This window comes from Bradyrhizobium sp. LA6.1 (assembly GCF_040547805.1).
In the GTDB taxonomy this organism is placed as follows: domain Bacteria; phylum Pseudomonadota; class Alphaproteobacteria; order Rhizobiales; family Xanthobacteraceae; genus Bradyrhizobium; species Bradyrhizobium barranii.
In genome coordinates, this window is the sequence record NZ_JBEPQK010000018.1 from 88,962 (window position 1) to 110,731 (window position 21,770).

A 21,770-nucleotide genomic window follows, 5' to 3' on the forward strand; every position below is an offset into this window, starting at 1 on the left:
AGCCTAGTGTCAGGCGTGCTGCGGCGGTGCGAGGGTCTGGCTCTGCGCCGCGTGTGGATCGGGCAACGGCATCTCGCCGTGACCGTCACCTGCCGGAACGAGGTTTGCCGCCATGGCCTGGTTGAGCAGCATCGCGGCCGCCATCGCCCCGCCCCCGTTGATGACGACGTTGTTGCCGGGGCCACCGTCGAGGACGTCCTGTCCGCCGCCACCGATCAGCACGTCGTCACCCGCCCCGCCCGCGAGCGTGTCGTTGCCGGGGCTGCCGATCAGGACGTCATCGCCATTGCCGCCATTGGCGACGAGCTGGATGCCGCCGTGCAGACCGGAGGCCGTGATGACGTCGTCGCCATCGAGGCCGTTGATCACGATCCTGTCACCTGTGCCGGCATCGGTGATGTTGATGTCCTGGCCAAGCCCCGACACCGTAATGATGCCGTCGTGCTCGGTCACCGTGATGACGTCGCTGCCGCTGGTTCCGTTGATCGTCACGGTATCCGCGGCGCCGTCATTGGCGCCGAGGTCGAGGTTGACCTGATTCACGCCGGTCCCGGAGAGGTCGCCGACCGTGATGTTGTCGGCACCACCGAGGGCGTTGAAGTTGATATGCTCGACGCCGTTGAGGTCCATCGCGATGGCAGCAACATCGCGGGTGAACAGCACCCGGCCGCCATTGGCCGAGATGTTGATGTTCTCGTTGATGTTGGCGCCGTTGAACAGCAGCGTATCGGTACCCTTGCCGCCTTCGACAATGTCGCTGCCGTCGCCGGGATTCCAGACGAAGGTATCATCGCCAGCGCCGAGAAGAGCGACGTCGTTGCCGCGGCCGCCGTTCACAATGTCATTGCCGGCACTGCCGGTGATGGTGTCGTTGCCGTCACCGCCGTTGATGTTGAGGCTGAACGGCTGCCCCGCCTTGATGGACGAGGCATTGATGACGTCGTTACCGCCTCCGCCGTTGACGGTCAGGACGTCACCGGCATCGGCGTGAGCGATGGTCACCTGCGCCGCAAGGCCGTTGACAACGATCGATCCGCCAGCGGTCGTGACCGAGATGTTGTCATCGCCTGCGGTGCCGTTCACGGTCACACGATCTGCCGCACCGTCACCACTCTGGCTGCCGGGGCCGGCACTGAGGTCGATCGCCACCTGCGTGACGCCGGTGCCGGAGAGATCGTTGACGGTGATGTTGTCGGCGCCGCCGGCGGCAGCGATCTGCACATGCTCTACGTCGTTGAGATCCATGGTGATGGCACCGACGTCGCGGGTGAGAAGCGCGCGGCCGCCATTCGCCGAGATCGACATGTTCTCCGCGACATTGGAGCCGTTGAACACCAGCGTATCCGTTCCCGCGCCACCTTCGACGGTGTCGCTACCGTCACCGGGATTCCACGTGAAGAGGTCGTCGCCTGCGCCGAGAAGAGCGACGTCGTTGCCGCTGCCACCGGTGACCTTATCGTTTCCGTCGCCGCCGATCAGGGTGTCGGCGCCCTGACTGCCGGTGATGGTATCGTTGCCCGCGCCGCCGTCGATGGTCAGCCCAATCGCCGCAGCAAGTAGCGATGCATCGATGACGTCGTTGCCGCCGAGCGCCTGGATCACCAGCCGGTCGTTGGCAGCTTCCGCATTCGCGATCGTCACGACTTCGGGCAGGCCCGTCACCGTCACGGTCGTCCCGTTGGACGTGACCTCGATGTGCTGGCCGCCGTTAGTGCCGTTGACGGTCACCGTGTCGGCCGCGCCGTCGCCTTGCGTGCCGCCGGGAACGGCTCCGAGATCGACCAGCACCTGCTTGACGCCGGTCCCGGAGAGATCGCCGACGGTGATGTTGTCGGCGCCGCCGCGTGCATCGAATTCGATCTGCTCGATGCTGTTGAGGTCCATCGTGATGTTGGCGACGTCGCGGGTGAAGCGCACCCGGCCGCCATTGGCCGAGATGTTGATGGTCTCGTTGATGTTGACGCCGTTGAACAGCAGCTTGTCGTTGCCCGATCCGCCTTCGACCGTGTCGCTGCCGTCGCCGGGATTCCAGATGAAGGTGTCGTCGCCCGTCCCTAGTTGCGCGACGTCGTTGCCGCGCCCGCCATTGACGATGTCGTCGCCGCTGCCGCCGATCAGGAGGTCATTGCCGTCGCCGCCGGTGATCCTGTCGTTGCCGGCGCCGCCATCGAGCGTCAGCGAGATCAGGCTGGCGAGTCCATTGCTTGCGGTGATGACGTCGTCGCCGCCGCCGGCGTGCAGCACGAGATTCTCCGTCGTGCCGATGTCGAGCGAAAATGGCGCGGCGCCTGTCCCATCGAATCGCACGCGCGTGCCGTTCGCCGTGATCGTGAACGTCTCCGGGTCATTGCTTCCGTTGACCTGCGCGGTGTCGTTGCCGTCACCGCCCTCGAACAGGTTGGTGCCGCCCCCCGGATTCCAGATCATGAGGTCGTTGCCCGCTTCGCCGAACAACTGGTTGTCGCCGCTGCCGCCGTCCAGCGTGTCGTTGCCCGCGCCGCCGAACAGCAGATCGTTGCCGCCGCCGCCCTTGATCGTATCGTCGCCGGCCTGCCCAAACAGCAAATCGGCACCTGAGCCGCCCGTGATCCTGTCATTGCCGTCGCCGCCGAAAATGTGCACCGCGGGCATTGGGCCGTTGGATTCGTTAACGGTGATCGTGTCGTCGCCGCCCTGACCGAAGATGTCGATCTCATTGGTGTTGGCCACGGTGGGATCGCCACCGATCGTCTTCACCTGCCCGTTATTGATGAGAATGCGGCCCGACTTGTCGCGGCTGATCACGACGCCGTTATTGGCGCTGTCGCCGAAAATGGTGAGCTGGCCCGTAACCGGGGAGAAAACAGAGGTAGTAGACATCCAAATATTCCTTCGATCGATCTAGCCCCTCCCCTCGATGCGTAGCAGTGGTGCGGATGTCTTACTTGAAGCACTGCTTTAGACACGCGTGATTATTCTGGAGATTTCCTCCAGTTTTCCTCCGGGCTGGTTTCGACAGCGGATGCAAACGCTCTCACATCACGAATTGCCGATCACTTATAACGGCAGCGTGACTTTCGAAGGCGCGCGCGAGTCCCACCAACACATTGATGCGCGCGCAGAAGCCACAGCTCGAAGCGACGACGCATTCGTTTTGATGAGATGGCGAATTCGATCGGTGCTCTCGTGCGCCGGACACAGCGCAGCACGATAGTGGTGCGCTGCTGAGCCGGGGCTCATGATCGAGAGAGACTGGATCGAGAGAGACTGGATCGAGAGAGACTTGATCGAGAGAGACCTGGTCCCGGCTCTGCGCAGCAGCCCATAGCGCGTCGAAGACGCGCGTGAACGCGCTGATGGCGCTGCAGCGCGTCCGGGACGCGAGAGTTCGCCTTACGCCGACTTCTTCTTCGGCTTCGGCTTGGTCGCCTTCGGCATGACAGGCGCTTCCGGCGTGCCCTCGATCGAGGACAGACGGCCGGACGTGAAGGTGTAGATGCCTGCGCGCGGACCGGTGCTCCAGGTGACCACGGCAACGCGCCGACCGGCGGCATCACTGGAGAGATTGACGGTCGAGGGCGCCCCGATGCCGCGCACCACATCGCATTCGGTGTGACCGAGCGCGACCGTGCCGCCCATGGGCGCCGGCGCCGTCGTCGAAGCATTGGCGTCAGCCGGCCCAGGGGGCGGCGTCATGCCGGGACAGGCGCCGTCGGCGCTGACCAGATCCTCGGCCGTCACGGGCTTGTCGGGGGTCAGTGGTGGCGATTCGATTGAGATGCTCTTGATGAACAGGCGGCTCGGCGTGTTGAACCACTGGGCATCCTTGGACAACAGGTCGGTCCCCGAGCAGCCCGCGAGCAGCGGTGCTACGGCAGCCAACGCAACTATGAGCGAGCTGGGAAGCTTTTGATGTCGCACGATAAACTAAATTCCCCGCATGAAGGACCGGCCCTAAGCGATTGTCCCAACATCACTTTGCGGCACGAAGGTGACAAAAGCCAGCATCGCCCGAAAAGTGCAAATTATCATTAATTGCAGACGACCGCTAATTCCGGCGCTGCCAACGGCCCCGTTCGTCGGCCTGCCAATAGGTGACATCAAATCCCCGCGCCTTGCAATCCGTCCAGGCGCTCCGGGCAAACGCCAGCGCATCCGGATCGTCGCCGTTGAACAGCAGCACCATGCGTTCATAGCCCTGCGCGTCCTGCGGCAGCGCGGCATTGTCGACCAGGAAGCGGACATTGGCGCCGTTGGGATTGTCCTCCTCGATCGCCAGCACGATCGGCTGATCGGCGGCATCGTTCACGCGCCATGTCGCGTGCGGCAAGAAGGAATCGTCGCGGTAGGTCCATAGGTGCGCGTCGAGCGCGTCGGCGCGCTCCGGCGAGGTCGACTGCACCACGACGCGCCAGCCGCGCTCGAGCGATTTCTCGAGAAGCGGCGGCAACACGTTCTCCACCGTCATGTTTTGCAGATGGTAGAAAAGGACTTCGGTCATCTCAGATCATTTGCGCTCGTAGTGGTCGGCGACCAGACGGTCGAGCAAACGCACACCGTAACCGCTTCCCCAGCTCTGGTTGATATCGGTCTTCGGCGCGCCCATCGCGGTGCCGGCGATGTCGAGATGCGCCCAGGGCGTGCCGTCGACGAAGCGCTGGAGGAACTGCGCCGCGGTGATCGAGCCGCCATGGCGGCCGCCGGTGTTCTTCATGTCGGCGAACTGGGAATCGATCAGCTTGTCGTATTCGGGGCCGAGCGGCATGCGCCAGACTTTCTCTCCGCTCTCGATGCCGGCCGCGAGCAGACGGTCGGCGAGCTCGTCATTGTTGGAGAACATGCCGGCATGCTCGGTGCCGAGCGCGACCATGATCGCGCCGGTCAGCGTCGCCAGATCCACCATGAATTTCGGCTTGGTCTTTTTCGCGACGTACCAGAGCACGTCCGCCAGCACGAGGCGGCCTTCGGCGTCGGTGTTGATGATCTCGATGGTCTGGCCCGACATCGAAGTGACGATGTCACCCGGCCGCTGCGCATTGCCGTCGGGCATGTTCTCGACGAGGCCAATGGCGCCGACCACGTTGGCCTTGGCCTTGCGCGCGGCGAGCGCGTGCATCAGGCCGACGACGCAGGCGGCACCGCCCATGTCGCCCTTCATGTCCTCCATGCTGCCGGCCGGCTTGATCGAGATGCCGCCGGTGTCGAAGCAGACGCCCTTGCCGACGAAGGCGACCGGTGCCTCGCCCTTCTTGCCGCCGTCCCAGCGCATGATCACGGTGCGGCTCGGCCGCGACGAACCCTGGCCGACACCGAGCAGCGCGCCCATGCCGAGCTTGTCCATCGCCCTGACGTCGAGCACCTCGACCTTGACGCCGAGCTTGCGGAGCAGGCCTGCGCGGCGCGCGAACTCCTCGGGGAAAAGCACGTTCGGCGGCTCGTTGACGAGGTCGCGCGCGATGATCACGCCGTCGACGACATGGCCGGCCGAGGCAAACGCCTTCTTCGCCGCGGTGGCATCGCCGACCGCAAGCGAGACGTCGGCGCGCAAGCCGCCCTCCTCGCCGTCTTTCTTTTTCGTCTTGTAGCGATCGAACTTGTAGGCGCGCAGCCGCAGGCCCGAGGCGATCGCAACCGCCTGCTCGCTGGTCATGGCGCCATCAGGAAGTTCCGCGATGATGGTCATGGCAGCGGCCGCGGCCGAAAGCTTGCTCGCCGCCACGCCGCCGAATTTGAGGAAGTCGTTCGCCTTCAGGCTCGCCGCCTTGCCGGCGCCGATCACGACCAGGCGGGTGGCCTTCACCCCCTCCGGCGCCAGGATGTCCAGCGCGGCGCCGCTTTTGCCCTTGAAGCCGGCGGCGGAGGCCGCCCGCTTGACCAGCTCAGTGGCGCCACCGAGTGCCTTGGCCGTCGCCGGACCGAGCTTCAGAGTGTCGTCGCAGAACACGACCAGAATGCCACGGGCGGCAGCAGACAGCGGGACAAAGCCGACCTTGATGGCATCGGACATGGGTAACTCCTTCAAAACATCGGGCTTTTCGTCGCTGGGCGGACCCGGCCACGGGCCGGAGCTGAACGACGATTCACTGGACTTTCCCCACTATGGGCCACCGGCGCGGTGGCTGCCAAGCACCCCCGTGGCCGCCGGGCCACAACGAGGGAAATATTAACCATATATTGACGGCGCCACGGGGCAGCCATTTTGTTGATGGATCAAAGGGATGGTAGTGAGAGAGTAAGCCGGTGGAAGAGGTGGTTGGCCGACCTTGGGGATCTCCTGATCGGGGATTGGTTGGGCAGCCGAACTTCCGGCCTGCATTGGGGCGCTGGTGGGGATTCGTGCGGTAGCGCATGGGGTCAATCGATAGGTATATCTTCCGCACGACGCTGGCGTCGTTTGCGCTGGTCCTGGTCAGCCTCACCGGCGTGATCTGGATTACGCAGGCGTTGCGCGGCATCGACCTGATGACGAGCCAGGGTCAGACCATCCTGACCTTCCTCGGCATCACCAGCCTCGTCGTGCCGGCACTGGTCCTGATCATCTCGCCGATCGCGCTGATGATCGCGATCTCGCACACGCTGAACAAGCTCGCGACCGATTCGGAGATCATCGTGATGAATGCCGCCGGCTTCTCGCCGTTCCGGCTGTTCTATCCGTTCTTCTACGCCACCTGTGTCGTGGCGCTGCTGGTCGCCTTCATCGCGGCCTATCTCGCCCCCGACGGCATGCGGCGGATCAAGCAGTGGGACGCCGAGATCACCGCCGACGTGCTCACCAACATCCTCCAGCCCGGCCGCTTCGCCCAGCTCGACAAGAACCTCACGATCCGGATCCGCGAACGCCAGCCCGGCGGCATCCTCGCCGGGATCTTCATCGACGATCGCCGTGATCCTAACGAGCGCGTCTCGATCGTCGCCGAGCATGGCGAGGTCGTGAAGAACGACAACGGCTCGTTCCTGGTGCTCAAGGACGGCAATCTCCAGCGCTTCGAGGCCGGCAAGCGCGATCCCGCGCTGGTGGCGTTCGGCCGCTACGGCTTCGACATGTCGAAATTCTCGGGCCAAGGTCACGACGTCACCCTCGGCATCCGCGAGCGCTATCTCTGGGAGCTGTTCTCCCCGTCCGAGGACGATCCGGTCTACAAGCAGATTCCCGGCCAGTTCCGCTCGGCTCTGCACGACAGCCTGCTGGCGCCGATCTATCCCTTCGCCTTTGCCGTGCTGACCTTCGCCTTCCTCGGCGCGCCGCGCACCACGCGCCAAAGCCGCAACTTCTCGATCGGCGGCTCCGTGATCGCCGTGTTCGGCCTGCGCATGGCGGGATTCGCCTGCTCGGTGATGGCGGTGAAGTCGCCTGGCCCAGTGCTGTTCCAATACGCGATGGTCCTGGGCGCCATCGGTGTCGGGCTGTGGTTGATCATCGGCGGCATCGTGGTCGAGCCGCCGCCCCGCCTCATGGAGGCCATCAACAGGTCGAACGCGCGCATCGCGCGGCTGTTCGGGCGGCCGGTCGCCGCATGAGCATGCTCACCAACACCCTCGGGCGCTATTTCGCCGGACGCTTCGTCGTCGCGGCGCTCGGCGTGTTCGCGGGCATCTTCCTGCTGCTGGTGCTGGTCGACTACATCGAGATGGTGCGCAAGACCTCAGGGCTCGCATCCGCCTCCGCGATCATGGTGGCCGAGACCTCGCTGTTCCGGGTCCCGCAATTGCTGGAGAAGCTGACGCCGTTCTGCATGCTGATCGGCGCCATGACCTGCTATCTCGCCCTCTCCCGCCGGCTCGAGCTCGTGGTCGCGCGCGCCGCCGGAATCTCCGCGTGGCAATTCATCTCGCCGGCTCTCGGCAGCGCGCTCCTGATCGGGGTGATCGCCACCGTCGCCTACAATCCGATGTCGGCGAACCTGCGCGAGCTGTCCAAGCGCATGGAAGCCGAGCTGTTCGGCTCGGCCCCCGGCGGCGGCATCCAGGACGCCTCCGGCTTCTGGCTCAACCAGGTCACCAATGACGGCCAGGTCATCATCAACGCGGCGCGCAGCGAGCAGCAGGGCGTCCGGCTGACCGGCCTGACCCTGTTCCGATTCGATACGGACTGGCATTTCAAGGAGCGGATCGAGGCGCGCGAGGCGGCGCTGGAGTCCGGTCACTGGCTGTTCAAATCGGTGCGCCGCTTCTCGCTGGATTCGCCGCCGATCGACCAGGCGACGTTGGAGATTCCGACGACGCTGACCGAAGCCCAGATCCGCAACAGCTTTTCCACACCCGAGACTGTGTCCTTTTGGCAACTACCGAGCTACATCCGCTCCTCGGAGAGCTCGGGCTTCGCGACAGCCGGCTATCGACTCCAGTATCACAAGCTCCTGGCACAGCCGTTTTTGCTGGCCGCCATGGTGATGCTGGCGGCTTCCGTGTCGTTGCGTTTCTTCCGGATGGGCGGCGTGCAGAAGATGGTTTTGAGTGGCGTGGGCGCAGGCTTTCTGCTCTACGTTTTGTCGAAAGTGACTGAAGACTTGAGCAAGGCTGAGTTGATGCATCCGATCGCTGCGGCGTGGTTGCCCGCGGTGGTGGGCGGCCTCACCGGCTTTTTGGCCTTGTTGTATCAGGAGGACGGTTAGTGACTGCCGTCCATCGAGGGCTCGTGTCTCGTTTGACGCAGCGTACTGTGGTGCGCGCGAACGGATACGGCTTGTCCATTCGCCGGCTCCTGCTGGCTGTCGCCGCCGTGGCGTCGCTCGGCGGGCTGATGGACGTTGCGGCCGTGACGCCGGCCTCGGCTCAGAGCTTCACCTACAATCCGCTGCCGCCGCGTGCGAAGCCGCCGAAGGTCGCCAACGACAACCAGATGCTGGTTCAGGCGACCGAGGTCGACTACGACTACAACAATTCGCGCGTCTCCGCGGTCGGTAACGTCCAGCTGTTCTACAACGGCACCAGCGTCGAGGCCGACAAGGTCATCTACGACCAGAAGACCAAGCGGCTGCACGCCGAAGGCAACGTCCGCATGACGGATGCCGACGGCAAGATCACCTATGCCGAGATCCTGGATCTCTCCGACGACTATCGCGACGGTTTCGTCGATTCGCTGCGCGTCGACACCGCCGACCAGACCCGCATGGCCGCGAGCCGCGCCGACCGCTCCAGCGGCAACTACACGGTGTTCGAGAACGGCGTCTACACGGCCTGCGCGCCGTGTAAGGACGATCCGAAGAAGCCGCCGCTGTGGCAGGTCAAGGGTGCGCGCATCATCCACGACCAGCAGGAGAAGATGCTGTATTTCGAGACGGCGCAGCTCGAATTCTTCGGCGTGCCGATCGCCTACATGCCCTATTTCTCGACGCCCGACCCGACCGTGAAGCGCAAGACCGGCTTCCTGATGCCGGGCTTCACGTCGAACACGCCGTTCGGCTACGGCGTCGAAGTTCCGTTCTACTGGGCGATCGCGCCCGATATGGACATGACCTTCAGCCCGCGCATCACCTCCAGGCAGGGCGTGCTGTTCCAGGCCGAGTACCGCCAGCGCCTGATGGACGGCGCCTACCAGATCCGAGTCTACGGCATCGACCAACTCGACCCCGGCGCACTCGCCGGCCAGCCCGGCGACCGCCAGTTCCGCGGCGCCGTCGACACCAAGGGTCAGTTCGCGCTGAACGACAAGTGGGTCTGGGGCTGGGACGGCGTCGTCATGTCCGACTACTACTTCTTCTCGGACTACCGCCTGTCGCAATACCGCGATCCGCTGGGCTCGTTCCTGTATCTGCCGACCGACGCATTGTCGCAGCTCTATCTGACCGGCGTCGGCAATCGCAGCTTCTTCGATGCGCGCACGATGTACTGGCTGAGCTACTCGGGCAACCAGAGCCAGGTGCCGATCGTCTATCCCGTGATCGACTATTCGAACGTGCTCAACTATCCCGTGTTCGGCGGCGAGTTCAGCTACAAGACCAACTTCACGAACCTGTCGCGTGACACGGCGGTGTTCGATCCCATCACCACGCTCGCCAATACCAACAGCCTGTGCACGACGACGTCGGCCGATCCGCTCGCGCGCACGCCGTCGCAGTGCCTGCTGCGCGGCGTCCCCGGCACCTACACCCGCCTCACGGCGGAAGCGCAGTGGCGCAAGTCCTACACCGACCCGTTCGGCGAGATCTGGACGCCGTTCGCCATCCTCCGCGCCGACGCGATCAACGCCTCGATCTCCAACCAGCCGGGCGTGTCGAACTACCTGCCGGTCGGCGACACCCAGGCGTTCCGCCTGATGCCGACCGTCGGCCTCGAATACCGCTATCCCTTCATCAACGTTCAGCCCTGGGGCTCGACCACCATCGAGCCGATCGCGCAGGTCATCATCCGGCCGAACGAGACCTATGCCGGCAAGTTCCCGAACGAGGACGCCCAGAGCATGGTGTTCGACACCTCGAACCTGTTCAGCGTCGACAAGTTCTCCGGTTACGACCGCGTCGAGGGCGGCGGCCGCGCCAATGTCGGCGTGCAGTCCACCACGCAGTTCGACAAGGGCGGCGCCGTCAAGGTGCTGTTCGGCCAGTCCTACCAGCTGTTCGGCCTGAACTCCTACACGGTCCAGGACACCATCAACACCGGCCTTGATTCCGGCCTCGACAAGCCGCGCTCGGATTACGTGGCGAGCGCCAGCTACTCACCCAACAGCACCTACACGTTCAGCGTCCGCTCCCGCATGGACGAGCAGACCTGGAACGTGCAGCGCTTCGAGGCGGAAGGCCGCGCCAACTTCAATCGCTGGTCGGTCAGCATGATGTACGGCAATTACGCCGAGCAGCCGGAGCTCGGCTATCTGACGCGGCGCGAGGGCATCCTGACCTCGGGCTCGATCAAGGTCGCGGCCAATTGGGTGGTGACCGGCTCGGCGCGCTGGGACCTCGAGGCCAACAAGATCAACCAGTATGTGCTCGGAGCGGGCTATGTCGACGATTGCTTCGTGCTCGGCGTGAACTATGTAACTTCGTATAGTTACTCTGCGGGCACGGCGCCGCCCGTGCTGAACCACGCGTTCATGTTCCAGATCGGCCTGCGCACGCTGGCGACCTCGACCGGGTCCAGCTCGTCCGCCGGCTACCAATGAACCGTCTGAAATGACGGCCGGGCTCTCCCGATCGCGAGCTCATCCCGGCTGACATGCGAGCGATAATCATGACGACCCAATTGCCTGTTTTTCGCCTCCTCCTCGCCATCGGTGCCGGGTTGATCCTAACCGGCCTGCCCGCGCCGTCGCGCGCGCAGAACATCGTCGTGATGGTCAACGGCGACCCGATCACCGATTTCGACATCGAGCAGCGCTCCAAGCTCGACCAGCTGACGACCCAGAAGACCCCGAGCCGGCAGGAGGTCATCAACGAGCTGATCGACGACAAGGTGAAGCTCAAGGAAGGCAAGAAATACGGCGTCGACCCCGGCATCTCCGACATCAACCAGTCCTACGAGGGCATGGCGCAGCGCATGCGCATCACGCCGGATCAGCTCACCAAGTCGCTCGAGGTCAAGGGCGTCCGCCCCGAGACGCTGAAGGGCCGCATGAAGGCCGAGATGGTCTGGACCAGCCTCGTACGCGGCCGCTTCAAGGAGAAGCTGATGGTCGGCGAGCGCGACGTCGCGCAGGCCGTGCAGGCCCAGACCGGCGACAAGCTCCAGATCGAGGGCACCGAGTACAAGATGCAGCCGATCGTGCTGATCGTGCCGCGCGGCTCGTCCCCGGCGTTCCTGGAGACGCGGCAGAAGGAAGCCGAGACCTATCGCTCGCGTGTCGGAAGCTGCGAGGAAGCCAATTCGCTGTTCCGCTCAACGCCGAACGCCACCATCCGCGACACCGTCACCAAGACCACCGCGGAACTGCCCGACGCGCTTCGCAAGGTGCTCGACGACACCCAGATCGGCCACCTGACCGCGCCGGAGGTCACCAAGGCGGGCATCGAGATGGTCGTGCTGTGCTCGCGCAAGCCGACCATGATCGACACGCCGAAAAAGCGCGAGGTCCGCGAGAAGATGTATTCGGAGAAATACGAGAAGACCCAGAAGGCCTATCTCGATGATCTCCGGAAAGCGGCGATGATCGAATATCGCAACCGCTGATGGCCAACTTCGCCTTAGAACCTTCCATCAAGCCTTCGAAGCCCCTCGCCCTGACCCTGGGAGAGCCCGCCGGCATCGGCCCCGACATCACGATCGCAGCCTGGCTCAGACGCCGCGAACTGAACCTGCCCGCCTTCTATCTGCTCGGCGACGAGGCCTTCGTCGCTCGCCGCGCCAAGGCCCTCGGCGCCGATATCCGGATTGCCTCGGTAAGCGCCGGCGAGGCCGCAGCCGCGTTCACCGAGGCCCTGCCCGTGGTCGCAACGGGCGAGAGTGCAACAGCCGAGCCCGGCAAGCCCGATGAAGCGAGCGCGCCGGCCGCGCTCGCTTCGATCCGGCAAGCGGTCGCCGACGTCCGTGAAGGCCGCGCCGGCGCCGTCGTCACCAACCCGATCGCCAAGAGCGTGCTCTACCGCTCAGGCTTCCGCCATCCCGGCCACACCGAATACCTCGCCGAGCTCACCGCAAAGAACGGCCGCGTGCCGCAGCCGGTGATGATGCTGTGGTCGCCGCGGCTCGCCGTGGTGCCCGTGACCATCCACGTCTCCTTGCGCGATGCGCTGGCCCAGCTCACCAGCGAGCTCATTGTCTCGACCGTGCGCATCGTCGCGACCGAGCTGAAATCCCGCTTCGGCATCGAAAGGCCGCGCATCGCGATCTCCGGCCTCAACCCGCATGCCGGAGAGGACGGCTCGCTCGGCCACGAGGAGCAGACCGTGATTGCACCAGCGCTCAAAGCGTTGCGTAGCGACGGCATCGAGGCGAAGGGACCGCTCCCTGCCGACACTATGTTCCACGAGGCCGCACGCAGCACCTATGACTGCGCCGTCTGCATGTACCACGACCAGGCGCTGATCCCGATCAAGACGGTCGCCTTCGACGACGCGGTCAATGTCACGCTCGGCCTGCCCTTCATTCGCACCTCGCCCGATCACGGCACCGCCTTCGACATCGCCGGCACGGCCAAGGCCAATCCGGCAAGCCTGATCGCCGCGCTCAAGCTCGCAAGCCGCATGGCGGCTGCGCAAAGCTGATGAGCGCGATCGACGACCTCCCGCCGCTTCGCGAGGTCATTCGCCAGCACGCACTGTCGGCACGCAAATCGCTGGGGCAGAACTTCCTGCTCGACCTCAATCTCACCGCGCGCATCGCGCGTGCCGCCGCGCCGCTCGAGGACTCCACGATCGTCGAGATCGGTCCCGGCCCGGGCGGGTTGACGCGCGCGTTGCTCGCGCTCGGCGCCAAACGCGTCATCGCCATCGAGCATGACGAGCGCGCGATCCCTGCGTTGGAGGACATTTCCGCGCACTATCCCGGCCGGCTCGAGATCGTGCATGGCGATGCCATGACCTTCGACCCGCGTCCGCTGCTCAATGGCGAAAGAGCAAAGATCGTCGCGAACCTGCCTTACAACATCGCGACCCAGCTCCTGATCGGCTGGCTCACGACCGACCCCTGGCCGCCCTGGTACGACATGATGGTCCTGATGTTCCAGCGCGAGGTCGGTGAGCGCATCGTGGCGCGCGAGGACGAGGAGGCCTATGGCCGCCTCGGCGTGCTCGCCAACTGGCGCTGCGAGACGAAGATCCTGTTCGACATTTCGCCGTCGGCCTTCGTGCCGCCGCCGAAGGTCACCTCCTCCGTCGTGCGGCTGGTGCCGCGCGCAGAGCCCCTGCCTTGCGATCGCAAGCTGCTCGAACAGGTCGCAGCCGCCGCTTTCGGGCAGCGCCGAAAAATGCTGCGACAAAGCCTGAAATCGCTTCAAGCGGATCCCGCTCGCCTTGCCGCCGCCGCAGGTGTCGATGCGACGCGCCGTGCCGAGACCATTCCGATATCAGGCTTTGTTGCCATGGCACGTGAATTGGCGGATATACGAAAGCAAGCTGGATAACAGGAATTTCGGAGGAAGGAATATGGCGTTGATGCGTCGGCAGTCCCTGGTCAAGTTCGATGCGCCCTTGTGCGAGACCATCGTCGACACGCCGAAGCCGAAAGGCCGCGAGGTGCTGGTGCGCATCGAGCGCTGCGGCCTCTGCCATTCCGACCTGCACATCCAGGACGGCTATGCCGATCTCGGCGGCGGCAAGAAGCTCGACACTACGCGCGGCATGACGCTGCCCTTCACGCTCGGCCACGAGATCGCGGGCGTGGTCGACGAAGTCGGCTCGGACGTGCCGGCGAACCTTGTCGGAGCCAAGAAGGCGGTGTTCCCGTGGATCGGCTGCGGCCAGTGCCGCGACTGCGCCAATGGCGACGAGAACCTTTGCGCGAAACAGCGCTTCCTCGGCGTCTCCATCGACGGCGGCTTCGCCACCCACGTGCTGGTGCCCGACGCAAAGTACCTGCTCGACTACGATCCCCTGCCCGTCAACCAGGCCGCGACCCTGATGTGCTCCGGCGTGACCGCCTACGGCGCGCTCAAGCGCCTGGTCGACCGCCCGCGCCAGCGCAATCTGCTGCTGATCGGTCTCGGTGGCGTCGGCATGATGGGCCTGTCGTTCGCGCAGGCGATGTTCAAGCAGCCGATCACGGTGGCCGATCTCTCGCCGGCCGCACGTGAGACCGCGCTGAAGAACGGCGCAGCCGTCGCCTACGATCCGTCCGAGCCCGACGTGATCAAGCGCATCCTGAAGGAAACCGAGGGCGGCTTCGACGAGGTGGTCGATTTCGCCGGCAATGAGAAGTCGATGGCCTTTGCCGTGGCGGTCGCCGCGCGCGGCGGCAAGGTCGTCGTCTCCGGCCTGATGGGCGGCCAGTTCACCCTGCCGATGGTGCAATGGGTCTACAAGCGCCTGACCGTCGAGGGCTTCATGGTCGGCACGCTCGCGGAAGCCCAGGAGCTGATGGCGCTCGCCCGCGCCGGCAAGATCAAGCCGACGCCGATGCGCGAGGAGCCGATGGGCGACGTCCAGAAATGGATCGACGAGTTGCGCGCCGGCAAGGTCGTCGGCCGCATTGTGCTGAAGAACTGACGCGCAGGAAAATCCAGGCAGGCTTGGCGGCGAGATGAGATCTCGCCGCCGCGTTTTCCTCGGCCGAATTAACCCGGAATTGACGCAAGCCCCGGTTCCAAACAGGGGAACCGGCACGTCGCGAACTAAAGTCCTCGCCAGCTTTCTCTTTGGAATTCTGGTGAGGCCATACAGACCATCCGCCGCTTCCTGGCCGATGAAACCGGCGCCACTGCGATCGAGTACGGCCTGATCGCAGCCGGCATCGCGCTCGCGATCATCGCCGTGGTCAACAATCTCGGCTCGTCGTTGAAGTTGAAGTTCGGCTCGATCAGCACCTCGCTGAAGTAGCGAGAATCCAGCCCGCGCGCTGAAGGCACGTCGCCGCGCGGAACGGCTGCGGCCACACGGCGTTGGCAGCGCATGTCCATTCGTTGCACCGTCGAAAGCGCATTCTTCATCGCCTGGAGTTTCCTGGAGCAGAGCGGCGAGCTCGGACCTCCGGACGAGACCGCGAACACCATTCTGGATGCCATCGAAGCGCAGCTCAGGACCGGTGAGCGGCGGCAGTTGATGCTCGCCAACAAGGCGATCGGCGCCTACCGCAAGCAGGTGGCCCAAAGCCGCCTCTTGGCCGAACGCCAGATCCGTCTCGGATAAGAGCCCGCGGCGCCCCACAAGCGCTGGCTCATTTGGAAATTCCGTAGTTCTCCGGATGAGAACAAAGTTCGCAGCGTGTCCTGCGGGCAACGCTGGACGGCGCGACGCCTCGCTGCTGCGAACTTTTCGGTTTCCCGCAAACACTTGTGTTCACTTTGGAACTGTCGGTTCCTGCGCGGAAACGTAGGGTTTTTCCTGGAGACGCCGATTCCCGGCCAACGAAGAGCCCAGAGACAAGAAGAGTGACCGGCCGGCCCAGGAACGATCTGTTGCGAACGCTCAGCGCCCAGGATTTCGAGCTGCTCGCGCCGCACCTGCAATCGGTCGAGGTCGCCGCGAACCACGTTCTGCATCACGCCGGCGACGGCATCTCCGTGGTCCACTTCCCCTGCGGCCCTGCGTTCGTGTCGTTCGCGGTGCCGGTTGAGGATGACCGCGAGGTCGAAAGTCTCCTGGTGGGCCGCGAGGGCGGGGTCGGTCTTTCCGCAGGCCGCAGCCCGTCCCCGGCCTTTTCCCGCGTCGTCGTGAAGGTCGGCGGCACGCTGGTCCGCCTGCCGCTGCGCGCGCTCGAGCAGGCGCAGCAGCGATCGCCCAGCATGCATGAGATCTTTTCGCGCTACGCAGCCTGCCAGTTCGCACAGCTGCTCCAGACAGCGGCCTGCAACGCGGCGCATTCGATCGAACAACGCGCGGCGAAATGGATCATCGCGGCCCGAGAGCATATCGGCAGCGACGAAATCCGCCTCACCCATGAGCAGCTCGCCGGCATGCTCGGCGTCTCCCGCAGCTATGCCAGCCGCGTCATCCAGACGTTCAAGGCCAGGCGCATCCTCGCGACCCGCCGCGGCGCCATCCTGATCCTCGATGCGCCAGCGCTCGAGACAAGCGCCTGCACCTGCAACGGTGCGGTGAAGAAGCACTTTCGCGAAGTGCTGGGACGCGCGGCGGGCTAGAACGATCCACGCAGCCGGAACATATTCGCGTGGCCTGCATTGCCCGACATGGCGCGGTACTTCTTTCATTTCGAGGGCCAGCAACCTCACACCGACACGACCGGTGAAACGCTCCTCGACGACGATGCCGCCTGGCGCGAAGCCGTCCGCCTCTCCCGCGACGTAGAGCATGCGCTGCGCCCCGGCGACAGCTGGACGCTCAGCGTGTTTGACGGAAGCGAGCCTGTCTTCGTGCTTGCAATGGTGACACGGCGGTTTCGCTGACAGCCCTTCCCGTCGCCTCCGCACCAATCACATCAGACCACCAATTGGAACGCCGCGAATGTCCCATGCGTTGGCATCTCGTGAGGCAACGACGGAGTCAAAGCCCATGACGAAGCCGCTGACGAAAACGGTCAAGCCTGTTCCCGCGGAGAACCAGAGCCACAAGGGTCCCGGCAGCACGCCGTCAATTCCGCTCGACACCACCAAGGGCCATCGCGACGACGAGAAGCAGAACATTCGCGAACAGGCCGAGCACGGCAACATCACCCAGAACACCACGAACAGGCGCATGGGATAGTCAGGACCAGGGGGATCGAAGAGAGGAGACACGAACTTGGTCAATATCGGCAAATGGTACGATCCGATATCCGAGCGCTGGATCGCACCACGTGAATCACGATTGGAGGAAAAATCCTCTCATGCACGCGAGAACCACGTCCTTGAGCTGCAGCGAACCATCGAAGTTCAGCGCATCTGGCGCGCACTTGTCGATTGCTGCGCCCGCGACTGATGCTCTTGCGTGCACGCCGCGGCGGAGTAACCGCCGCCGGCCGCGCCGTTGTATCCCCGCATGAACGATCCCGCATCACCCGCAGGGCCCGTCGCAACCGCGATGCGCTATCTGTCGACCATCGTCGGCTGCGCCTGCCTGCTGCTGGCCGCGATCTGCATCGCCATCGCCTGTCAGGTCTTCATCCAGACCGGCGTGTTCGCGCAGTCCTACGCGATGGTGGGGCTGATCGGCACTGCGCTGGGGTGTCTAGCGCTGACGCTGGCGGTCTGGAAGTAAACACCGATCCATCCCTCATCATTCCGGCGTGCGTGGCCCGGGGTGGATGCCCGGGACAAGCCCGGGCATGACGGCCTGTAACGCTCCCATGCGATTGCCCTGCACAGAATGTCGCACCGCTTTTCGCCGGGGCGCCGGGCTGGTAGATTGGCGTCATTGCCTTGAAGAGTTTTCGCTTTGGGGGTTTTCATGCGCGCGAGGATTTTCAATCGCGTCGTGGGGCTGGCGGCGCTGGCCGCAGCCCTGCTTATCGCCGGGGCGGCGCCGGCCTCGGCCGAGAAGCGCATTGCGCTGGTCGTCGGCAACTCCGCCTACAAGAACATCACACCGCTCGACAACCCGTCCAAGGACGCGAGCCTGATGTCGGAGACGCTTGCCGCGCTCGGCTTCACACTGGTCGGCGGGCGCGCCCAGCTCGATCTCGACAAGGGCGCGATGGACATCGCGGTGCAGAGCTTTGGCCGGCAGGTCCAGGGCGCCGACGTCGCGCTGTTCTATTATGCCGGTCACGGCGTGCAGGTCGCCGGCTCCAACTATCTCGTGCCTGTCGGCGCCAATCCGACGCGCGAGGCCGATGTCGATTTCCAGATGACCGACGTCAACCTCGTGCTGCGGCAGATGCAGGGATCGGGCACGCGCCTCAACCTCGTGATCCTCGACGCCTGCCGCAACAACCCGTTTGGCTCGCGCGGCCTGCGATCCTCCGACGGCGGCCTTGCGCAGATGCGCGCGCCGGAGGGCACGCTGATCTCCTACGCGACGCAGCCCGGCAACGTCGCGCAGGACGGCAGCGACGGCCACAGCCCCTACACCAAGGCGCTGGCGGCGACGGTCCGGACCGCGGGCCTCGACGTGTTCCAGACCTTCAACCAGGTCGGCCTCGCCGTGAAGCGCGCCACGTCAGGCGCGCAGCAGCCCTGGGTGTCATCCTCGCCGATCGACGGCACCTTCTATTTCGTACCGCCGACGCAAAGCCCGCCGCCGCAGGTCGCGGCGATGCAACCCGATCCGCTGCCGGCGGATCGGCTGCGCGCCGATCCCGATCGCGTGCCGCTGCGCGATGCCGCACTGCTGAGCGAATTGAGCGAGCGGCTCTACGAGCTCAATTTCGATCCTGACACGCCCGATGGACTGACCCGTGCGATCACCAAGCTCCAGCAGAGGATCTCGATGGCGCCGACGGGCGAGGCAACCGAAGGCCTGCTGCTGCGGATGCGCAAGATGGAGGATCTGAAGCCGTGGGGCTCGATCGTGTACGGGCCCGACAGCAGCAAATGGGGCATATCGTGGAACCACGCCTCGCGGCGCGCGGCGGTGGCGGATGCGCGCGGCAATTGCGCCGGTGCCAAATGTCCGATCGAGCTCTCCTTCTACGGCAACCGCTGCGGCGCGTTCGCGATATCAGACAAGTCCTGGTCGCTGGTCCAGCGCGACAGCATCCCGCACGCCAGGGATGCCGCGCTTGACGAATGCGGCAAGGCTGGCAAAGCTTGCCGCATTATCGGATCCGTCTGCGCCGACGGCTCCGGCCGCTGATACCTTTTTCATTTCGGATTGTTTCCTCATGCCCAATGCCGTTGTCCGTACGATCACCCTTGCGTCCCTCCTCAACCTCGCCCTCGCCTCGTCGTCCGCCTTCGCGCAGTCTGGCAGCGCCGGCGGCTCAATCGGCAACGACGAAAAGTCGTTGTCCGGCTCGCGCCAGGATACTTCTTCAGGCCGCTCGGCCGAACCGGCGGCGCCCTCACGCCGGAGCAAGCCGGCGACCGAGGAACGCTCGTCGCCTCGGCGAAGCGGAGGTGGCGGTGGAGGTGGCGGCGGTGGTTTCGACGGTGCCTGGGCGGTCGTCAGCATTGGTTGCGGCGGCAGCACGAGCGGCGCTGTCGTCGTGAGCTCGGGCAAAATCATCGGCGAAGGCGTTCGCGGAACCGTCAGCCCGGGCGGCTCGGTCAGCACGTTCGGCCAGGGCCAGGGCGTGACCTTTACCAGCACGGGCCGGCTCGCGGGCCGCAGTGGTTCCGGAACGTGGCGACGCTCCGACGGCTGCGGCGGAACCTGGAGTTCGGCGAAGCAATAGCCCTCGAAAACGCCTGAATTCGCGGCGGAACGAACGCCGCGCAGGCCCGATTCAAGCCACATCCTCTCCGGATTTGCGGCTCATTGCCACCCAAGTCTTTGATGACAAAGGGAAGGTAAAGAGTTGCGTTATGCGTAATCGGGAGACCAGGATGGGCAACCGCACCGCGAAGTTCATATCTGCGCTTGTCGGCAGCATCATCGCCGGCGCACCACTGGCCGCCGTGTCGCAGAATGCGCCGGAGGCAACGAGCTCGGCAAATGCCGCCAGCGACTGCCTCGCCTCGCCAAAGGGCGTCGCGCCGCAGGGGCAGCATTGGTACTATCGCCTGGAGCGCGGGAGCAAGCGGCAATGCTGGTATCTGCGCGCCGAAGGCAGCAAGGACAGCGCCAAGGCCGTGCAGACCGCGCAGGCTGCGCCCGATGCACCGACGGCAGATTCAGCAGCGCCGCAGCAGCAGCACCCAGTGCAGGACGCACGCGCCGAATATCTGACGCCGCAGGGCAATACCGCGCCGACGCCGCCGAATGCGCCCGCACCAGCGAAACCGGCGCCGATGCAACAAGCTGCCACTCCCTCCGCCGACAGCAACGCGCAGCAGCCCCCGGTCGCCACGCGCTGGCCCGATGCCTCCGCCGCGGCTCCGTCGCCCGCACCGCAGGCTGCGCCCGCTCCTGTCGCCTCGCCCGCACCGCCGAGCGCGAAGCCGTCAAAATCCCCCGCCCCGGTCGCGCTTGCCGCGGCAGATGCCACCACCGATAAAGCGACCGGCTCGCTCCAGACGCTGCTGCTCGTGATCGGTGGCGCGCTGGCGCTCGCCGGCCTCCTCGCCAGCATCATCTATCGCTTCGCAGGCGGACGACGCGTCCGCGTCCAGGATCGTCGCGTCAATTGGGACAATCGGGAGCCGCACGACGACGGCCGCGCACCCTGGCTCGAGGCGATGCCGACTGCCGCGCCGCGCGCGCAGCAGCCGCGCCCGGTGGATTTCGATGCCGCCCGTCCCCAGGCGGCCGCGCGTCCCCAAGCTGCCCAGCGCGAAGCCGCGCAGCCCAAGGCCGCGCAGCTCAAGGCGATCGATCACGCGATCGATGCCGTCGATCAGCGGGCGCCCCAAGCCCGCAACGAGGTCGCAGAGCTCGACGAGGCCAACATGTTCAACGGAGAGTTCGAGATCGAGGCATCGGCCCCCCGGCTCGCGGCCAACGACATCAATGACAAGGGGGCGGCCGATCGCGATGACGACGTGCAGATCGAGGACGCCGTCGACGTCGACGTGATCACGGCGATGCTGGAACGGCTGGCGCAGGAAGGACCGCGCCTCGCGAAGCCTAACCTTGAAGCTGGCCTTGCAAACCTCGTACGAAACCAACGAGGCCAGTCCGCCGCTCGCGCTTGAGGCGCTCGGCCTTCAGGATCGACTGCACTTCGGCAAACGCCTCGTCGACCGCGTGGTTGATGACGATGTAGTCGTACTCGGCCCAGTGGCTCATCTCGTGGCTGGCGCGGCTCATGCGCTTGCGGATCACCTCGTCGGAATCCTGCGCGCGCGAATGCAGCCGCTTCTCGAGATCGGCGGCCGAGGGCGGTAAAATGAACACGCTAACGACGTCCGCGCGCGCCTTCTCGCGGAGCTGCTGCGTGCCCTGCCAATCGATGTCGAACAGCACGTCCTGCCCGGCCGACAGCGCCGCCTCGACCGGCGCACGCGGCGTGCCGTAGCTGTTGTCGAACACCGTCGCCCATTCCAGCAACTCGTCGCCCTTCACCATCGCGCCGAACCTGGCCTTGTCGACGAACAGGTAGTCGCGGCCGTCGACCTCGCCCGGCCGCATCGCCCGCGTGGTCGCGGAGACCGACATCCGCAGGCCGGGCATGCGGTCGATCAGCAGACGCGACAGCGTCGTCTTGCCCGCGCCCGACGGCGAGGACAGCACGAACATCAATCCACGCCGCTCGACACCGTCAGTTCCGTGACCGCCCGTCGTCATCGA

22 protein-coding genes are annotated in these 21,770 nt (G+C 65.2%); 17 read left to right on the top strand and 5 right to left on the bottom strand.

Annotated elements, in window-relative coordinates; translation table 11 throughout:
- Positions 1 to 9: 9 nt before the first annotated feature.
- The 4 genes from ABIB99_RS33920 to ABIB99_RS33935 all read right to left on the bottom strand — a co-directional run bounded on the left by ABIB99_RS33920 (position 10) and on the right by ABIB99_RS33935 (position 5,986).
- On the bottom strand, positions 10 to 2,859 hold the full coding sequence (locus ABIB99_RS33920) for a beta strand repeat-containing protein (protein ID WP_354179794.1): 2,850 nt from the start codon (positions 2,857 to 2,859) through the stop codon (positions 10 to 12).
- Between the two features lie 513 nt (positions 2,860 to 3,372).
- Positions 3,373 to 3,861 carry a hypothetical protein gene (locus ABIB99_RS33925; protein ID WP_028147753.1) on the bottom strand — a complete coding sequence of 163 codons (489 nt, stop codon included), beginning with the start codon at positions 3,859 to 3,861 and terminating at the stop codon, positions 3,373 to 3,375.
- A gap of 166 nt (positions 3,862 to 4,027) precedes the next feature.
- On the bottom strand, positions 4,028 to 4,480 hold the full coding sequence (locus ABIB99_RS33930; RefSeq protein WP_014495779.1) for a DNA polymerase III subunit chi: 453 nt from the start codon (positions 4,478 to 4,480) through the stop codon (positions 4,028 to 4,030).
- Between the two features lie 6 nt (positions 4,481 to 4,486).
- Complete coding sequence (locus ABIB99_RS33935; RefSeq protein WP_063983678.1) at positions 4,487 to 5,986, bottom strand: leucyl aminopeptidase; 1,500 nt, start codon at positions 5,984 to 5,986, stop codon at positions 4,487 to 4,489.
- Between the two features lie 341 nt (positions 5,987 to 6,327).
- Between ABIB99_RS33935 and lptF the strand changes: the two genes are divergently transcribed.
- The 17 genes from lptF (at position 6,328) to ABIB99_RS34020 (ending at position 21,175) form a co-directional block, all read left to right on the top strand.
- The gene (gene lptF / locus ABIB99_RS33940; protein ID WP_354179796.1) at positions 6,328 to 7,497 is read left to right on the top strand and encodes an LPS export ABC transporter permease LptF; all 1,170 of its coding nucleotides are present in this window, start codon (positions 6,328 to 6,330) and stop codon (positions 7,495 to 7,497) included.
- Positions 7,494 to 8,591 (top strand): LPS export ABC transporter permease LptG, encoded by a 1,098-nt coding sequence (gene lptG / locus ABIB99_RS33945; RefSeq protein WP_063983680.1) that lies wholly within the window; start codon positions 7,494 to 7,496, stop codon positions 8,589 to 8,591. Before lptF ends, lptG begins: the two co-directional genes overlap by 4 nt.
- On the top strand, positions 8,591 to 11,077 hold the full coding sequence (locus tag ABIB99_RS33950) for an LPS-assembly protein LptD (protein WP_354179799.1): 2,487 nt from the start codon (positions 8,591 to 8,593) through the stop codon (positions 11,075 to 11,077). The genes lptG and ABIB99_RS33950 overlap by 1 nt, the downstream gene beginning before the upstream one ends.
- A 68-nt stretch (positions 11,078 to 11,145) precedes the next feature.
- Positions 11,146 to 12,081, top strand: a complete 936-nt coding sequence (locus ABIB99_RS33955) for a peptidylprolyl isomerase family protein (RefSeq protein ID WP_071914642.1) — start codon at positions 11,146 to 11,148, stop codon at positions 12,079 to 12,081.
- Positions 12,081 to 13,115: a 4-hydroxythreonine-4-phosphate dehydrogenase PdxA gene (pdxA, locus tag ABIB99_RS33960; RefSeq protein ID WP_354179801.1), complete on the top strand. Its 1,035-nt coding sequence runs from the start codon at positions 12,081 to 12,083 to the stop codon at positions 13,113 to 13,115. Before ABIB99_RS33955 ends, pdxA begins: the two co-directional genes overlap by 1 nt.
- Positions 13,115 to 13,972: a 16S rRNA (adenine(1518)-N(6)/adenine(1519)-N(6))-dimethyltransferase RsmA gene (gene rsmA, locus ABIB99_RS33965; RefSeq protein WP_135215288.1), complete on the top strand. Its 858-nt coding sequence runs from the start codon at positions 13,115 to 13,117 to the stop codon at positions 13,970 to 13,972. Before pdxA ends, rsmA begins: the two co-directional genes overlap by 1 nt.
- A 22-nt stretch (positions 13,973 to 13,994) precedes the next feature.
- Positions 13,995 to 15,053 carry an alcohol dehydrogenase gene (locus ABIB99_RS33970; RefSeq protein WP_135215287.1) on the top strand — a complete coding sequence of 353 codons (1,059 nt, stop codon included), beginning with the start codon at positions 13,995 to 13,997 and terminating at the stop codon, positions 15,051 to 15,053.
- 168 nt (positions 15,054 to 15,221) lie between these two features.
- On the top strand, positions 15,222 to 15,383 hold the full coding sequence (locus ABIB99_RS33975; RefSeq protein WP_028147743.1) for a Flp family type IVb pilin: 162 nt from the start codon (positions 15,222 to 15,224) through the stop codon (positions 15,381 to 15,383).
- A gap of 72 nt (positions 15,384 to 15,455) precedes the next feature.
- Positions 15,456 to 15,692, top strand: coding sequence for a hypothetical protein (locus ABIB99_RS33980; RefSeq protein ID WP_028157550.1), 237 nt, complete (start codon positions 15,456 to 15,458; stop codon positions 15,690 to 15,692).
- Positions 15,693 to 15,934: 242 nt separating this feature from the next.
- Positions 15,935 to 16,645, top strand: coding sequence for a Crp/Fnr family transcriptional regulator (locus ABIB99_RS33985; RefSeq protein WP_071914649.1), 711 nt, complete (start codon positions 15,935 to 15,937; stop codon positions 16,643 to 16,645).
- A gap of 48 nt (positions 16,646 to 16,693) precedes the next feature.
- Positions 16,694 to 16,909, top strand: coding sequence for a DUF6894 family protein (locus ABIB99_RS33990; RefSeq protein WP_063983687.1), 216 nt, complete (start codon positions 16,694 to 16,696; stop codon positions 16,907 to 16,909).
- A gap of 106 nt (positions 16,910 to 17,015) precedes the next feature.
- Entirely contained in the window at positions 17,016 to 17,207 is a 192-nt protein-coding gene (locus tag ABIB99_RS33995) for a hypothetical protein (RefSeq protein ID WP_063983688.1), read from the top strand.
- Between the two features lie 36 nt (positions 17,208 to 17,243).
- Positions 17,244 to 17,420: a hypothetical protein gene (locus ABIB99_RS34000; RefSeq protein ID WP_223153591.1), complete on the top strand. Its 177-nt coding sequence runs from the start codon at positions 17,244 to 17,246 to the stop codon at positions 17,418 to 17,420.
- A 60-nt stretch (positions 17,421 to 17,480) separates the two neighbouring features.
- Positions 17,481 to 17,699, top strand: coding sequence for a hypothetical protein (locus ABIB99_RS34005; RefSeq protein ID WP_071914651.1), 219 nt, complete (start codon positions 17,481 to 17,483; stop codon positions 17,697 to 17,699).
- Between the two features lie 189 nt (positions 17,700 to 17,888).
- Positions 17,889 to 19,235 (top strand): caspase family protein, encoded by a 1,347-nt coding sequence (locus ABIB99_RS34010; RefSeq protein WP_071914653.1) that lies wholly within the window; start codon positions 17,889 to 17,891, stop codon positions 19,233 to 19,235.
- Positions 19,236 to 19,263: 28 nt separating this feature from the next.
- Entirely contained in the window at positions 19,264 to 19,776 is a 513-nt protein-coding gene (locus tag ABIB99_RS34015; protein WP_071914655.1) for a hypothetical protein, read from the top strand.
- 151 nt (positions 19,777 to 19,927) lie between these two features.
- On the top strand, positions 19,928 to 21,175 hold the full coding sequence (locus ABIB99_RS34020; RefSeq protein ID WP_135215285.1) for a hypothetical protein: 1,248 nt from the start codon (positions 19,928 to 19,930) through the stop codon (positions 21,173 to 21,175).
- On the opposite strand, the gene gmk is transcribed toward ABIB99_RS34020, so the two are convergent.
- The gene (gene gmk, locus ABIB99_RS34025; RefSeq protein WP_063983694.1) at positions 21,108 to 21,767 is read right to left on the bottom strand and encodes a guanylate kinase; all 660 of its coding nucleotides are present in this window, start codon (positions 21,765 to 21,767) and stop codon (positions 21,108 to 21,110) included. The two genes, ABIB99_RS34020 and gmk, sit on opposite strands and share 68 nt — an antisense overlap.
- Positions 21,768 to 21,770: the final 3 nt, after the last annotated feature.